This is a genomic window from Aequorivita vitellina (assembly GCF_022008365.1).
In the GTDB taxonomy this organism is placed as follows: Bacteria; Bacteroidota; Bacteroidia; order Flavobacteriales; family Flavobacteriaceae; genus Aequorivita; species Aequorivita vitellina.
The window spans coordinates 1-16061 of sequence record NZ_JAIRBA010000011.1 but is presented as its reverse complement, the minus strand read 5'-3'; the positions used below and the strand labels follow the sequence as shown (position 1 = coordinate 16061).

Sequence of the window (16061 nt, the reverse complement as noted above, 5' to 3'; positions counted from 1 at the left end):
AGATGAAAAATAAATTAATATTACTTATAGCGATTTTATTAATAGCGAGCACCACTTGGGCCCAAGTGGGTATAAACAAAAACCAACCTAATGCAGCTTTAGAGGTAGGCTCCAGTATATTAATACCTCGCGTTGCACTGCAAAGCATTACAGATACAAGTACAGTTACAAACCCACAAGACGTCGCCTTGGTAAATGGAACTATGGTTTACAATACGGGTACAGGCTCACTTAAACGCGCCGGTTTTTATACTTGGATAATAAATAAATGGAGTTTTTTGCAACGAGAAGAAGTTGGTGATATAAAATATAGTGTTCAAACAACAGATCACGGTGGTTGGTATTTTTTAGATGGTAGAGCAACGAGCGCCCTTACCGGAGTGGCTAATAGTAATAGTATAGCACTTTTTGGTACTCATCTTCCAGATAGCAGAAATAAATCTCTAAAACAAAGAGCAATTTCAGAAACCATTGGTACAACAGTAGGGAATCCGTCGTCGGGTTTAACACTTTTAAGTTCAAACTTACCTGTTATTAATTTTTCTGGTTCAACAGATTTTTTATCACATAGTCACTCAGTTACCAGTAATGATAGAGGCAACCATACACATCAATATACTGATATAGGTACCATCCATTTAAGTAATGCTGAATTTGAAGCCGCCAATAACCCAATGGCTGAAGGTGGTACTTATAGAGAAAAGTTTACTAACTCCGTTTCCCACAATCACACTTATAGTTTTAGTAATGCTGGCTCGCACACCCATACTGCAAATACTATAACTAATGCTGGTGGAACGAGTGAAGCTATATCATTAAGGGTTAATAAATTAATTCTTAACACCTTTATCTATTTAGGAGTAGACTAACCCAAAAATGTTGCTTTAAATCTCACTCAAACGTATACCGTTGCTCAGCAGTAGAAGACGCATTAAGCAATTCATTAAACTTTTTTATTGTATTAAAATCGCGCGTGATTGCTTCGGAAACGGCTATTCCGGAAATGCCAGTTTCCAATATCTCCACTACATCTGCTGCGGTAATACCGCCAACACCGAAAATTGGCGTCTGCGTTTTTAAAACATCAATAATCGCGGCGTAACCTGTTAATCCTAATGCGGGGGGTAGGTTCTTTTTGGTTTCTGTAAACCGAAACGGACCTAAACTAATATAATCCACTTCTTTTTCAATTAATGTTTCGCAATCTTGCAAAGTATTTGCCGTACCGCCAATTAGCTGCCAAGTGTATACATGTTTCCGCGCTAAAGTAGGGCAGGGGTCTGTTTTCCCCAAATGCACGCCGTCTGCCTTAACTTCTTTCGCAATTTTGTAATTATCGTTAATTATTAATCGGGTTTGAAAATGTGCGGTAATTTCGCGAGCCTCCTTGGCGACGTTTAAAAACTTCTTTTCCGAAACATTTTTTAATCGCAATTGCACCAATTCCGCCCCGGAAGTGCACGCCTTTTGAATATTCTCTAAATGCTCCTCTGCAGAATTGCCCTGTGATATGTAATGTAATTTCGGTATCAAATCTATAAACTATGTTTAAAATCATTAATAATTTGGACCAAAAGTACGTCCTAAAGCAAAGCGCCCCAAGTCTTAAAGCGTCCGCGTGTCGCCAAAGCTTTAGCGCAGGCACAAGCGGTCTTATGTCTTTTCTTTCTTCTTTCCTCTAAAACCCTACAAACTATCACCTTCAACCAACTTCCGTCCAGCACCCCCTTCAATTAAAACCGAATCCTTTTCAACCATAGGCCGAACATCAATTTCAATTTTATCGGGATATAAATCTTTATCGCTAAGCCCTTCGGAAGCTTTCCAAGTATCGCCCAATTGTTTTAGTATTTTTTCATTCCATTCGCTTGGCTGTTTTGCATCTACCCAAACCACATCGCGATATTCCACATCTATCAATGCTAAATCTGGCGTAGCGGCACCGTCAAACTTTTTACTGTCCCCGCGTTTTGAAGTCACCGTTGAGAGTACAAACAAGCGTTTTCTTCCTGCAATCTCTTTAATAAATGGTCTAAATTCTACAGGCTTGTTTACAGACCAATCGTATTCTTTTCTCGATTCAATTACTTTTAAAGGCATTGCGCTTACACCAGCCAATCCTTCTTTTTTAGCCGCGTGATTGTAGTAATACAATTTATCGGTTCCATCTGCGGGCACGAGAACGCTAAACGACAAACTTGTGCGCTCCTCGCCAATGGGTTCTAAACCAAACCAATGGTATAATCCGCTATATGCGTCAACAGCCATGCCGCTGAAATCAAAATCGGTTACAAACGGCTGCTGATTTTCATCGTCTGCTAAATCGGGAATTTTCACTGCGGTTTCCATATTCCACGGTAACGGGTCTGTAAACCCAGCTAAAAATTGTAAGGACTGTGCTTCGAGTCTCGAGACTCTTTCAGATAAGGTGTTCTGTCGTGTTAAATAAGGGTGATTTTGTATTTCGTCGGGTGGAATATAGGTGCCTTTTCCAATGGTTATCCGTTCCAAATAATCTGAAAAATTGTGCTTTCCAGCATCAATAACCATCACGCCACCGTAGGCTGGGTAGGGAAAAAAGAAGCCTTTCCAACGAATTAAACTTACAACTTGCACCCAGTTTCCAGCGTCGTTTTTCATATAATAAACCTGCTCGGGCTCAAGATTAAAAAGCTGAAAAATATTAAAACGCTGCACCACCGCATTGTACGTATTCCTGCTAAAAGCAAGGGATTCTCCAATTGAAAAAATTACGGGAATTCTATTAGTATCTGAAAACCGCGGAAAAGGGGAGGTGCTTTCTACCGAAAAAAGTTCTTTGGTATTGTCGTTAATACGTTGCCAAGTGTATTCTTTAGCGGGTTGGACGGCCATCGTCCAACGGTTGCTACTGTCAACCCGCACCAAATGTGGATGCGAAACCTCTTGTGTTTCGCCAATACTTTCGTAGGCCATAGTAACAATATTGTTAAAAGGCTGAATACGCTCATTTTGTGTTAGGGGAAGTTCGTGTAATTCAACTAAATTCAGGTTGTTAAATACATTGTATGATTGCATGTATTTATACAACCCTATCTGCCATCCAAAAAACCAGCTGGTTGCAAAAAACGCAACAATTCCCAATAAAATAAGAATACGCCGTCCGCCACTAACTGCGCTTCTAAATTTTGAAAGTGTAAACCATAAAAACAGCACTCCAATTAGTATTAGAAAAATAAACCTACGCAGAAACAGTAAAACGGGTTGATAATCGTCGCGTAAAAAGAAGAGTAAAAGCAGCATTACAACCCCGCTAATTATAATTATTCTCTTTTGTTTAGGCCCTTTTTGCCAATATTTTTTCATACTAATCAATTCAAAATTAAATGAGTTTCAAGTTTTAATAATTTTCTTCCTCACACCAGCTTTTCGTCAGGTCTCATATCACAAGTCTAATGTCTAAAATCTATTTAATCATCCCTTTATTTTTCAACCTTTCCCGTGCACTTAACTTCGGCTCATCAGGCTCTGTACTTGGTTTTGGCTCTGGCTCAATTTCTTCTTCCGATTCAAAATTATCGCGGATGTCCTGCGTAAATTCGTCAATACTTTCTTTGCCTTTATTAAAAGCTTTTTCAAGATTTTCTTTTTTGGTTTTATCGCGTGCAAAAAGAAATAATGAAGCGATATATGTACCGAGTAGGGTTGCTACAATTGCCGAAATAAAATATTGAATATAATTAACCACAAATGGTAAAACCACCGCAATTACCGCTGCTGCAATTAAATACAACAACGTAATCCAAACCAACCGCATTAAGAAATCTTGCTGGTGTACAAAACCTTTTCGGCTTTCAGGTTTCATCTGCAACTCTTTGCTATGTGTGAGTTTGTTAAAAAATCGGTATAGGCGATTGCTTTTAGATTCTGTCCAATACAAGATAATTCCGAATAAAACGGCGGCGATAAAAACTATGATTTCAAAAGTCATGGTGTTTCGTTTTTTAGTTCTTCTAAGATACAATCTATTGCCCAATCTTTATAACTATCGTCCCACAAAGCAAATTGTTTGTAAAATTTTTCTTTGTCGTACCAATATAAATGTACCGGATCTGCAGGCATAACTTTAGTTAAAAGTTGCCAGATTATCTCTTGATTTTCAGGTTGAAGCGACGAATGTGGTTCCTGCAAAGCCTTTATATAAAAGGGCTCTATCATGTTTTCAGGCACTAAATTGTTTTCAACGGCTTTTTTCTGATTGTATATTTCAACACACATTATTTGTTTTTGCGCGGCAACAGGTAATTCGTTTAAATACTTTTTAAACAATAACTTGCTGTTTAATATATCGCAAATGGAATGTGCCGTTTTACTTAAATACGTAGAAAAAAGATGCTTTTTAATGCGCTCGTACCGTGCCGTTTTTGCAGCTTTTAAATAATTAATCTCTGTGATTATATCGCGTTTAAGTGTGGCGAGCAATTCTTCGTGTTCTATATGAAACAATAAAACATCGTAGGTAGTGTTTTTTATGGCTTGATTAAAAGTTTCTTTCGATTCAAAAACGAGGATGGGTTTTATGAAATCCCGCAACACGAAAACCCCTCCAAATGCTTTGGTATAAAAGGAAGTAATGGCTAAGCTTAAATCGGTTAATTTAAGTTTTCGATGGCGCAAATCACCGTATTTATTGGCAGAATCGATTAGCTTTTGATGAATTTCACGATTGATGAAATTATTACCTTCTTCAAATAGCTTTATAAGGTCGTTCTGTTCCTTTTGTTTTTCCTGCAGGTCGCCGAGCAACTGAAAACTTATTGCTATTTTATTGTAATTCAGCAAGTCAAATGCTTCGTAATAGGCGTCTATATTTTGGTCTAATTGCACCACGATAGCCGAATCTTTCGTAATATCTTTTATCTGCTTGCGATACGCAGCAAAAACGGCATCCATTAAATTGCGGTCAAAACTGTGGTAGGGCATAAAAACCGGCTTCCCTTCCTGTTGTGGCGAAATAATTATGGCATTGGCGTTTGCTTCACCAATATTCAAATAAAAATTGTTGTCTTTTTCTTCGGCAATCTCCGGACTCCACCCGTTTGCATCTATTGAAAACGTTGACAATTTACTTGCCGAAACCCCAAGCAAAGCCAAGCAGCCATTATAACGTTTAACTAAACTGCCATTTATTTTTACAAGGCCATCGCCAAATAATCCCGCTTGTTTTAATTTATCCAAAAAGTTAAAGTTTATGAGTTGAGATATTTCATTTTTACCACCACCAATACACAAATATTTTCTTTATTTTACTGCTACTGCTACTGCTACTGCTACTGCTACTGCTACTGCTACTGCTACTGCTACTGGCTACTGCCACTGCACACTGCCACTACTTTATTCAAACTCTTTTCGCGCGGCTAGTTGCACTTTCATTTCGGCAATTCTATTATCAACCTGTCGTTTAAAATCGGTATCCGCAATGGTGGCAACATTGTCTAAATAGCGCACCGTTTCCTGTCTTCTAATATCGCTAAAATTCAGTCCTTTCATATTCTGCTTCATTAAGTCCTGCAACATTTTAAACTTGGTATCGTAATCTTTTTTGAAATAAAGCGTCGGGTCTTCAAACCATTCTTTCGGCAAATCGAAATCTGATAATCGCAAGGAAATAGCACTCTGAATATTCCGGATATCCCGTGAAGAGAAAAAGGCAAATTCCTTTTGAATATTTTTGTACAACTCCGCGAAAAACAAATGCTGATTGGTGTTATACTTGCTCTCCGTGCGCTCGTAAATTTCCAAAACTTTTGCATCAGTTGGCTTTTCACTCTGATTTAATATTTCACCCAAATTCTGAACCAGTCCCTGCTCGCTTAAAAAAGTGTATTTTTCAGGATTCGTCATATTCACAAAATCGGGCATTGTTTTTTCAAACTTGCGCCACCAAAGGTAATCTTGGTCTATAAAATCTGGAATCGTACGTGCCCCGTCAATTTTAAATCTGCCTTGCACGCGACTTATAACCGCTTTATCTAACATTTCGGGCAAATTGGTAAAAAGCCCGATGCTGCTATTACCATAATTTATGGCGTAAGCTCCTTCAGTATATCTTAAAAATACGCCGATTACTTCTTTTACACCAGCCGAAACGCCCTGTGCAGTACGTTCCTGCAGATTGTTTTCGGCATCGTCAATTGGCGCGAATATTAATTTTGTGGGATCGCTTAATGGTTTCATCCATTGCACCATTTTTTCGGCGCTACCACCTTGAAAAGTCGAAATAAGCGTATCTGGCATTGGGTGAAAAAGAAACGGAATATCCAGATTGTCGCAATGCATTTTTAATCGGGTGGCGATTGCCGCAATAAGCATACTTTTTCCTGTTCCCGGAATTCCGTAGCCCATAAACACGGGCATAAACCCGCCCAATTCCTGAAACGGATTCTTCTTTGCCTCAAAATCATAACTCAACATGCGTTCGGTTAAACGGCGCGCAAAATGTTTCGCATCGCGGTTTCCAACAATTTCTTCAAACTGTATTTTATTGAATTCAACACTTTTGGCAGTGCCTTCCATGGTGTTTTCCCAACCCGAAATGGCAAATTCACTTTTTTCAAGTTTATAGGTTCTATCTTCAATGGTTTCGGTGAAGTCTAAAGAAGCAATACGCATTTGAATTTCAACAATAATAGCTTCAAAAAATACAACGCTAAAAATTACAACATCTTCATCGCTCGTAATAATTTCTGGGTGATTTAGGTATTTGTCGAAGTAAAACAACATACACGAAATGCCCTTTAATGGCGACATAAGCGACAATTCGGGGATGCCGGCAAACTTGTTTTTCATTACCGCCAAATCGTCTGAAACACTTGGTTTTAAATCGTATAAAATTCGGTAAGCGCAACCGTAAAGCATAAATGCCGTGGCGGTTTGCTGTTTGCTGTCAAATTCGTGTCTTTGCCCAGTATCTAAAGTTGAGAGCTTTTCGCTTAGGCCAGACAAACCCGAAGCATCAGCATAATTGTCGCGTAGCCAAACAGCCATCGTCAACCCCTCTTGCAACGCCAAAAGCGCTTGGTTTAATCGCAGTGGAATGGCAATTGAATCTGGCAGCAATCGTTTTTTTAACGCTAAAATGGTTTTTGATATTGAAATAACTTCGTTGTTGGCCGTTCCATTCGCCTTTGCCAAATACATCATAATTGAAGTATCTGCCACATTTTTATCGCGGCGTTTGGCTTTGCTGCCTTGTTCCCATTGAATTCCTTTTAAATAGGAAGTAGCTTCATCGCGAAGTGCTTCTAGTTCAGAAAGTTTTATGGGAAATGTACTGTTGTGTTCCATTAATTTAATTTTAATTCGGGGATTTCAATTGGGTCTATGGTTAGTGAACGCAGGGTTTCGGGGATTTTATCGTATAAAAGTTGCATAACGCGATGGGAGGTAAACAAATATTTTTGGCTCTTTTTACTTTCCCAAAGTTGCAATTCCTGCCTGTTAAAAATTGAGCCTTCGGTAAAATTGCCCGAGCTTATTATTTCATCTATAGTAATTGAAATTGCGTAAGCCGAAATAGCCACTGTTTTATCTACTATGCCTTGTAACAGCACGTGGGTTATATCGAGTTCATCTTTTGCGAAAATGCTGTGCAACGGACCAAAATCCATTACCCGTAATTTTTTTGGAAGTAGTTTTGGCAGCTTTTTATCGATAGCATAAGCCATCATATCTAAGCTCATGCTTCTATTTGCAACGGTTTCCAGCACCTCGTAAATTCTTTCGGTGTATTCTGCGAGTGTTTCTTTGTACAAATCGAAATTTAAGAAGCAGATAAACGCGCGGTTTAAAGTAATGTCGTAAAAGCTCCAACTTACGGTATATTCTCCTTCCGATTTATTTACATTGCTTACAATTTTACCCTGAATAAATCGTCTAAAAATATAGTGCTGATCTACCGAAGTGTAATAAATAATTGATGCCGCTTGCTGCAGTTTTCTTTCTGAAATAGGCTGCCGATCTTTTAAAAGGGTTTCTAAAAATTCCTTTTTAACTGTCTCTATTTCCGGTAGCTTGTTTAAATGTTCGTGTTTTAAACCGAGGTCGTTTATAAGGTATCTAAATTCTAAATAGTTGGGAAAACCAGATTCGGTAAGGTCTATTCGCATTTTTTCCTCATCGTCAAACAGGTATTTTATTCTAAAGGCTTCCAAGGAATAGGTGAGTAGCTCGCAGTATTGTTTTATAAAAGTGACTTCTACTTCGGTGCAAATACCTTTTTTCGCCATCGCCTCCTGCAAATTTTTAAACGCGTGGTTTACTATCTTAAAATACACTTTGTACTGATCCTTGGTTTCAAGAATAGCACTGTCTAAAGGAGTAACTATGGAATTTAGTGACATTTTTTTTTGTTCAGATTTGAGATTTTAGAGGTAAGATCGCTGCGCTTTAGGACCGCTTGTGCCTCCACTAAAGCTTCGGCGACACGCGGACGCTATAAGACGTAGGACTTAAAACTGCTTCGCTGAAAGCTTTATGACTAAACTTATTCAAACACATTTAGTCCTACGTCTTACGTCATTTAGTCTTACGTTTTTTTAACTTGTGTCAACTTCCCACCACCGACTACCGTCTAAAGTTTAAAAACTAGCTAAGCAAATCGTCCGGTACATCTGGTTTTGGTTTTTTCTCGGCGGGATTGTCGTTGTTTCCCGAAGGAGCGTTGGCATCCGTTGCGTAATATTCTTCAAAGATCTCTTTCATATCGATACCGTAACGGTCGGCGAAATTTTTCTGGATCTCACTATCTTTCTTTCTAATTTCCTGTAATGATTCAGCATAACTGGAGTACACACCTTGCATCACTTTTTCGTGAACCGGAATATTGTCCATCATTTCTTGTCTTGCCTTAGCACTTGCACTGTGCATAGACGCTAAGGTTGCGCCAATATGCTCATCTGTTTTTACTCCCAAGTGCTCCAAAATTGCGGCAAACTCTTGGTCTGTTCTCGCTTTTAAGGCCACCACATAGCCGTCGTAATATTTAAGTCGTTCGTCTGTATCGCTCTTTAATTTTGCACGGTGGGTTTGTAAATTGCTGCGTAAGGAGGTTAATACTTTTATAGTAAGATTGTGTTTTTGAACAAAACTATCTTTACTCGCGGCAAGGGTAGTGTAGGCGTTTTTAAGGCCCTCCAACTCTTCAACCTTTTGTTCAATTGTTGTTACCTTTCCAATAGCTTCGCTGTATTCTGGCGATTGCTTGTCGCTAATTTCTTCCAAGGCTTGTCGCGACTGCTTTAAGAGCGCGTATTGCTCCTCTAATTTCGCTTCGGTTTCCTCCTTTTTTTCCAAGGCTTTTGTGTGGTTTTTACTCGCTTCAACTATTGCTACTTGCAGTTTTTCTTCAACCTCTTTTATTTCAACTTCTCGATTTTTAAGCCTATCTACCGCGGCTTGACTTTTATAAGAAAGTTCGTTTAACAAGGTTTGCACATCAGCGCTTTCAATACGCGTTTGAAACATTTGCTTCGCCTTTAAATCGGCGCCATCACGGGTTTTTTGCGCAGCGGCAAGCTCCTGCTCTTTTCTTTTAATTCGCGCTTTCCGGCCCCAAAGATTATTCCACCAGTTATCGGTTACATTTTCGGCATCTTCCAATTCCATTTTTGCACGCTCAAGTTCTTTTACGGCTTGATCTATTACTTTTTGCTCATCGGGATTGAGCGTGCTGAATTTTTCAAAAACAATCCCTACTTCATCTTGATAATCTGTTAGGTCTTTTATGGCATCCAATAAATTACCTCGGTCTTTTTCGGCCATTCCTACAACGTCGTCTAAGGTTGCGTTTAAAATTCGCTGTCTAACCTCGGGGTCGTCTTCCTGTGCCAGCTTGCTCTTCATCTGGTCTACAGCCTTGCCCCAGTTAATATCAACCTTGTCTTGACTGGAATTCTTATCCGTTTCTAATAAATCAAAATCGTCTGCCATTGTAGCTATTTTTAAAGTTTGTAATATTTTAAGATTTGAACGGTCAATGTCGGAAAAAAAATTGATTTTTTAAATTAAAATTTTGGAAGAGGTAGTTATTCGTTCTTCATTTAGCATCGAGCACATAAGTGATAACCAAATTTAAAACTTTAGACGAAGGTACTGTAAATAGCAATAGCCATTCATAAAGTGCGCATTATATGCACCTTACTAATCTATTGACTTTTTAAAACGTAAAGAGAGGGTAACTAGAATTTGCATTATTGTCCGGTTAAAAATCATATTTTTTCCCTACGGACATTTGTTTAGGTGCGATCTATTAATTACCAGTATTTTGCCCAGCAGGAGTAGTATGCCGTTAGGCATTAAATATGGGTAAAAAATAATACCCTCCTCAATGCCTAGTCCCGTAGGGACTACATATAATATCGGGTTCTCCAGAGTAGGTCATTCCTTTTATCGGACAACAATGATTAACAAATAACTATAAAGTGATAACAACTTTCTTTGAATATGCCATAAAAAAGTTCTCAAACCGTTTCAACATCGGGTGCATTTTTTCGGAATAAAGCACATACTGGCATTTTTGAATGCTTTGGGTGATAGATAAAATAGCTGCATAAGCCGATTTTTGAGTTAGAAACTCGGCATCGTCTATACTAAACAGTTTTAAATCGGCGATGCTTACACCGTTCATTAAAAATAGCTTATTCATAGATTTGGGAGTAGAAATAAGGATGTCTGTACCCATAGCTATTTCCGATTTTTGAACATCTACGTGCAGTTCTTCGTAGCCTACATATACACGTAGGGAGGTGTTTTTTGTATAAAACAAAAACTGCTCGTACAACTTCAGCGCTATTTCTTTATTTTCTACTAAAACCACTGCTCGCGGCGCATGCCCTATGGCTCTGCATTTTAATTTTTGAAGGGTGGTAAGTATAAGTGTTGTGGTTTTTCCGCTATTGTTTGGCGCGATACAATACGCATTAGCACCACTTTTTATAATTGGAATACTTTCACTTTGAAAGGGAGTAGGCGTAGTTATTTCAAGTTGTGCTAACTTTTCTTTAATGTCGGCGTGTAACTTTTTAAAAGGCATAATGTGTTTTACAGATGAAGAATTAGCGTACTAATTTTGACAAATATACTGCGTACAATTGACATAGGTACTCGTTTAAACTTTTCCATTTTAGATAATTTACAACCCGATAATTAGGTATAATTGCATAGTTCACTGATTTCGGCAATTATTGCCTCTAGATAGAAAACAAAACCTTTTCAAAATTATATACCGTTAGGCATAAGATATAAGCCGAAAAACACCCTGAATATCAACCCATTATACTGTTAGGTCTAACAAATAAACTCAATATATTTCGAAAACAAACTATTTCTCCGAAGCAACTAAAATCGGATAAACAACCTCCCAAACAGTTTCAGCTAAAATCTTATGTCCCTCAGCGGTAGGGTGAATGCCGTCGTTCTGGTTTAATTCGGCAATACCGCCAACGTCTTTTAGGATAAAAGGAATAAACGCCAAATTGTTTTCCGAAGCCAAATCAGAGAATATTGCTTTAAATTGTGTTGTGTAATCGGCTCCCATATTGGGTGGCAATTGCATCCCCGCCAAAACGATTTTTATAGCTGCACTTTTAGCTTTTACAGCATCTATAATTGCTTGTAGGTTTGCTTTGGTTTCAGAAATTGGAACGCCGCGCAGGCCGTCGTTAGCGCCGAGCTCCAAAACGAATATTTCTATATCCTGATTTAAAATCCAATCGATTCTGCTTTTACCGCCAGCCGTTGTTTCACCGCTTACACCCGAATTTACAACTTGATAATGCAATCCCAACGAATCTATTTTATTCTGAATAATTCCCGGGAAAGCATCGTTAGTGTCGTCTAAGCCATAACCAGCCGTGATACTATCGCCAAAAAACAAGATGGTTTTATTTGAAGTAGTTTCAGAAGTTTCAGTCGCAGTCGTGGCGTTTTCGTTCGCATCGCCCGCATTTTTCGTTTTCGTGTCATTTCCGCAGGATAATAGGGCAAAAGCAAGTAGAAAATAACAAAACTTTAAGAGGTTTCGATGTTTGTAAACACTTGTATTTAAAAGGCTTTGTGTAGTTTTGGACTTCGGCATATTGTCGAGAATTATTATGATAAAATGAGGTTACAAAATTAAGTGTTGTTTCTCGAAATGGCGCAAAAATATTTCACGCAAAGGCGCTAAGTTAAAGACGCAAATAATTTGAAGGTCTTAATTTATATAACGGAAGAAACGCCATTAACTGTATTTAAATGACAAAGATATTAAAGATAAACGGGCTGGAGAAGACTTATAAAAGTGGTTCTAAACAATTAACAGTGCTTCAAAATGTTTCTTTTGAAGTAGAAAAGGGACAAACATTCTCCATTGTTGGACCGTCGGGAAGCGGAAAAACCACGCTTTTGGGCTTGGCAGCAGGCTTAGACACGCCCAATGCAGGCACCGTAACATTGTGCGGTCGCAATTTAAACACCCTCAACGAAGATGAACGCGCACAGCTACGAAACGAAGAAGTAGGGTTTATATTTCAGGATTTCCAATTGCTACCAACATTGACCGCCCTTGAAAATGTAAGCGTGCCTTTAGAGTTGCAAGGCGCCAAAAACGCCGTGAGCAGAGCAAAGGAGCTTTTGGAAAAAGTGGGCTTGGGCAATCGGGTGCATCACTATCCGTCACAACTATCGGGCGGGGAGCAGCAACGGGTTGCGGTAGCGAGAGCTTTTTCAAATAATCCCTCAATTTTATTTGCCGATGAGCCAACGGGAAACCTAGATGAAGAAACTGGCGAAAAAATAACACAATTACTGCTTAATCTCAATAAAGAAGCAGGTACAACGTTGGTTATTATTACCCACGATTTAGATTTAGCCGCAAGAACCCAGCAAATCTTAAGACTAAAAGGCGGGAAGATTTTAACGAACGAAACAACAACAGCAATTTGAAACAGTCTCAGTTAAAATCATCTATCAATGCTGCGTGGCTGTTTAAAATGGCTTGGCGCGATGCCAAGGCGAGTAGGGTGCGCTTACTGCTTTTTATGGCTTCCATTATCTTGGGAATTGCCGCCGTGGTTTCAATACAGCTATTCAGCCAAAACCTTACAGATAACATTCAACGGCAGTCAAAATCGTTGATGGGTGCCGACTTCCGTATTGATACCAATCAGCTTCCTACCCGGCGGGCGCAAGCAATTATCGATTCTTTAAAGCCTGATGCTTCCGAAGTAAACTTTGTTTCTATGGTTGCTTTTCCGAAAAATAAGGGCACCAAGTTAGTGCGTATTCGGGGTTTGCAAGGCGACTTTCCATTTTATGGAGCACTTGAAACAGAGCCTGTTATGGCTGCTACTTCATATCAAACTTTAGGTGGGGCTTTGGTGGATGCTACTTTAATGTTGCAGTACGATCTTCACCCTGGCGACTCAATAAAAGTGGGCGAAATAACCCTTCCCATAGCTGGCGCATTAAACGCTATTCCGGGTAATACAGCGGTTTCGAGTTCGGTGGCGCCTTTGGTGATTATTCCATATCGCTTTATTGAAGACACCGAATTATTACAGTTTGGAAGCCGAAAACGATATGAGTTCTTCTACAACCAACCCGAGGTAGATTTACTGGCCTTGGAGGAACGCTTGCAACCCATGCTGGAAGCCGAAAACGCCGATTTAGACACCCATACCAGCACGAGCAGCAGACTGGGGCGACGGTACGAAAATGTGGGGTCCTTTTTAAACCTAACTGCATTTATAGCGCTATTGTTAGGTTGTGTAGGGATTGCCAGTTCGGTAAATATTTACATAAAAGAGAAAATAAAAGCCATTGCCGTCTTAAAATGTTTGGGGGCATCTAGAAAACAAAGCTTTTTAATATTCCTAATTCAAATTGCGGGAATAGGAATCTTAGGAGGGATAATTGGAACAGCAATAGGAGTAGGGCTTCAAGAACTTTTTCCCATTGTATTAAAGGAGTTTTTGCCCTTCGATTTAACCATTAGCATTAGCGCCCAACCCGTAATTATGGGCGTGCTTTTAGGCTTGGTGATGTCGGTTTTATTTGCCTTGCTACCTTTGTTGCGCACTTGGTACGTTTCGCCGTTAGAAGTGCTGCGGGTTAGTGGCGATACCTCAAAGCAATCCGCAAAGGCACGGTATATCGCCATTGCGGTGATTGTCGCGTTTTTATATGCATTTTCCTATTGGTTGCTTCAAGATTGGTTGTTTGCACTGGCTTTTATCGGCGGAATTATGGTAACCTTCGGTATCTTGGCAGGGATTGCTATTGGTACGATGAAACTGATTAAAACCTACTTCCCAAAAAGTGCAGGGTTTACTACCCGGCAGAGTTTGCTGAATCTATTTCGTCCTAACAATCAAACCATTGTATTATTGGTTGCCATTGGTTTGGGTACATTTTTAATTAGTACGTTGTATTTTACAAAGGATATTTTACTCGATAAAACCGCTTTAGGAGATACTGCCGAAAGTGCAAACCTGATAACTTTAGACGTGCAACCCGATCAAGTTGCCGAGGTAGCCAACACTTTTAAGACCAATGAACTAGAGGTGTTAGACAATATCCCGCTGGTTACTATGCGTATGCACAGCATAAAAAATGAATTGGTAAACAAGCTGCGAACCGATACCACCACCCAAATTAAAGGATGGGTTTTAAGTCACGAATTTAGAACTACCTATCGGTCAAATCTTATTGATTCTGAAGAAATAGTAAAAGGGGAGTGGGTGGCATCGCATACGGGCGATGGGATTGTGCCAGTTTCCATTTCAGAAAATCTTGCCGAAGATGCCAAGGTAACCGTTGGCGACTCTATAGTGTTTAACGTTCAAGGCGTACTGATGCCCACGCTTGTAAAAAGCATTAGAAAAGTAGATTGGGCAAACCTGCAGCCCAATTTTACCGTGCTCTTTCCCAATGGGGTTTTAGAAAGTGCGCCACAATTCCACGTGCTAACAACCTATGCTCCAACAGAAGCCAGCTCGGCAAGGTTGCAACGCGCTTTGGTACACAAATTCCCGAATGTCTCGGTCATCGATTTGCGGCAGATGTACACCGTGGTAGAAGATATATTAAACAAAGTATCGTGGATCATTAATTTTATGGCCTTTTTTAGCATCCTAACAGGGATTATAGTTTTAATAGGCTCTGTGCGTACTAGTAAGTATCAGCGAATAAAGGAAAGCGTTTTATTGCGAACCTTAGGTGCTAAAAACAAACAGATACTCAGTATTACCGCTTTAGAATATCTATTCCTAGGAATTTTGGGTAGCCTTTTGGGAATCCTTTTGGCGCTCGTTAGCAGTCTGCTTTTGGCGGTATTTGTTTTTGAAGAACCCTTTGCGCCCTCGTTAACTCCGTTTTTAATATTTCTACCAGGAATCGCTCTCTTGGTTTTAGGGATTGGCTTAAGCAATATTCGAGAGGTTTTGCGAAGTTCGCCATTAGAAGTGCTTCGGAAGAGTGGGTAAGGGGTAGTTAGTTAAATTTTATTTAAACTCGATTTTAATACGCTTCTACAACCTGAAACAAACAAAACATAAAAAAATTCAAAACAAAAAGTTACTTATGAATACTATAATAGACCGTATTACCAAAATGGAGAACATATTAGACGAACTCACTATTGTAGTTGAAAAGTCTGATACGGCAATGAATGAGCTTGCCGATTCCTTAAATGATTTAAATACACTAAAAAAATATTACGAATCGCAATATATAAAAGACGTGATGGCAGACAAAAGACTTGAAGTTCCTCAAGACCTTAAACGTGGCGTATTAAGTGAAGATGCCGTTCATATTCTACTTACCGATATATTTGAGTTATCTAACAAAATGGAAAAATTGAGCAAAGAAATAAGAAGATAACTTTTTAGTATAAATTGTTTAGTTGTAGAAACATTCCATCCCAAAATTAAGCTGCAGGAATAACATCTCTTTTAGTTTGTAAACAACCCGCTCGTCCATTTAAAGCAAATTCTCCCAATTAAAAATCAACTTCATTTATAACTCTTATTTACCAATATTTT

The 16061-nt window shown here is 39.1% G+C and carries 13 protein-coding genes; 4 read left to right on the top strand and 9 right to left on the bottom strand.

From position 1 onward, the window contains the following. Window positions 1-2 precede the first annotated feature (2 nt). On the top strand, window positions 3-869 hold the full coding sequence (locus K8089_RS07305) for a hypothetical protein (RefSeq protein WP_237602616.1): 867 nt from the start codon (window positions 3-5) through the stop codon (window positions 867-869). A gap of 22 nt (window positions 870-891) precedes the next feature. On the opposite strand, the gene thiE is transcribed toward K8089_RS07305, so the two are convergent. From thiE to K8089_RS07260, 9 genes are all read right to left on the bottom strand, one after another. Then, window positions 892-1533, bottom strand: a complete 642-nt coding sequence (thiE, locus tag K8089_RS07300; protein ID WP_237602615.1) for a thiamine phosphate synthase — start codon at window positions 1531-1533, stop codon at window positions 892-894. A gap of 153 nt (window positions 1534-1686) precedes the next feature. Further along, the gene (locus tag K8089_RS07295) at window positions 1687-3345 is read right to left on the bottom strand and encodes a hypothetical protein (protein WP_237602614.1); all 1659 of its coding nucleotides are present in this window, start codon (window positions 3343-3345) and stop codon (window positions 1687-1689) included. Between the two features lie 100 nt (window positions 3346-3445). After that, window positions 3446-3970, bottom strand: coding sequence for a hypothetical protein (locus K8089_RS07290; RefSeq protein WP_237602613.1), 525 nt, complete (start codon window positions 3968-3970; stop codon window positions 3446-3448). Then, window positions 3967-5217 carry a DUF6638 family protein gene (locus K8089_RS07285; RefSeq protein ID WP_237602612.1) on the bottom strand — a complete coding sequence of 417 codons (1251 nt, stop codon included), beginning with the start codon at window positions 5215-5217 and terminating at the stop codon, window positions 3967-3969. Before K8089_RS07285 ends, K8089_RS07290 begins: the two co-directional genes overlap by 4 nt. Before the next feature lie 156 nt (window positions 5218-5373). Further along, the gene (locus tag K8089_RS07280; RefSeq protein WP_237602611.1) at window positions 5374-7326 is read right to left on the bottom strand and encodes an AAA family ATPase; all 1953 of its coding nucleotides are present in this window, start codon (window positions 7324-7326) and stop codon (window positions 5374-5376) included. Then, entirely contained in the window at window positions 7326-8381 is a 1056-nt protein-coding gene (locus tag K8089_RS07275; protein WP_237602610.1) for a hypothetical protein, read from the bottom strand. Before K8089_RS07275 ends, K8089_RS07280 begins: the two co-directional genes overlap by 1 nt. A gap of 244 nt (window positions 8382-8625) precedes the next feature. Continuing rightward, window positions 8626-9969 carry a microtubule-binding protein gene (locus K8089_RS07270; RefSeq protein ID WP_237602609.1) on the bottom strand — a complete coding sequence of 448 codons (1344 nt, stop codon included), beginning with the start codon at window positions 9967-9969 and terminating at the stop codon, window positions 8626-8628. Window positions 9970-10453: 484 nt separating this feature from the next. Beyond that, the gene (locus K8089_RS07265; protein WP_237602608.1) at window positions 10454-11071 is read right to left on the bottom strand and encodes a DEAD/DEAH box helicase; all 618 of its coding nucleotides are present in this window, start codon (window positions 11069-11071) and stop codon (window positions 10454-10456) included. Between the two features lie 288 nt (window positions 11072-11359). Beyond that, window positions 11360-12115, bottom strand: a complete 756-nt coding sequence (locus K8089_RS07260; protein WP_237602607.1) for an arylesterase — start codon at window positions 12113-12115, stop codon at window positions 11360-11362. A gap of 158 nt (window positions 12116-12273) precedes the next feature. Here K8089_RS07260 and K8089_RS07255 point away from each other — a divergent pair, with 158 nt between their 5' ends. The 3 genes from K8089_RS07255 (at window position 12274) to K8089_RS07245 (ending at window position 15900) form a co-directional block, all read left to right on the top strand. Then, window positions 12274-12963, top strand: coding sequence for an ABC transporter ATP-binding protein (locus K8089_RS07255; RefSeq protein WP_237602606.1), 690 nt, complete (start codon window positions 12274-12276; stop codon window positions 12961-12963). Between the two features lie 47 nt (window positions 12964-13010). Continuing rightward, window positions 13011-15503 (top strand): ABC transporter permease, encoded by a 2493-nt coding sequence (locus K8089_RS07250; RefSeq protein ID WP_237602701.1) that lies wholly within the window; start codon window positions 13011-13013, stop codon window positions 15501-15503. Window positions 15504-15600: 97 nt separating this feature from the next. Beyond that, on the top strand, window positions 15601-15900 hold the full coding sequence (locus K8089_RS07245) for a DUF4298 domain-containing protein (RefSeq protein ID WP_237602605.1): 300 nt from the start codon (window positions 15601-15603) through the stop codon (window positions 15898-15900). Window positions 15901-16061: the final 161 nt, after the last annotated feature.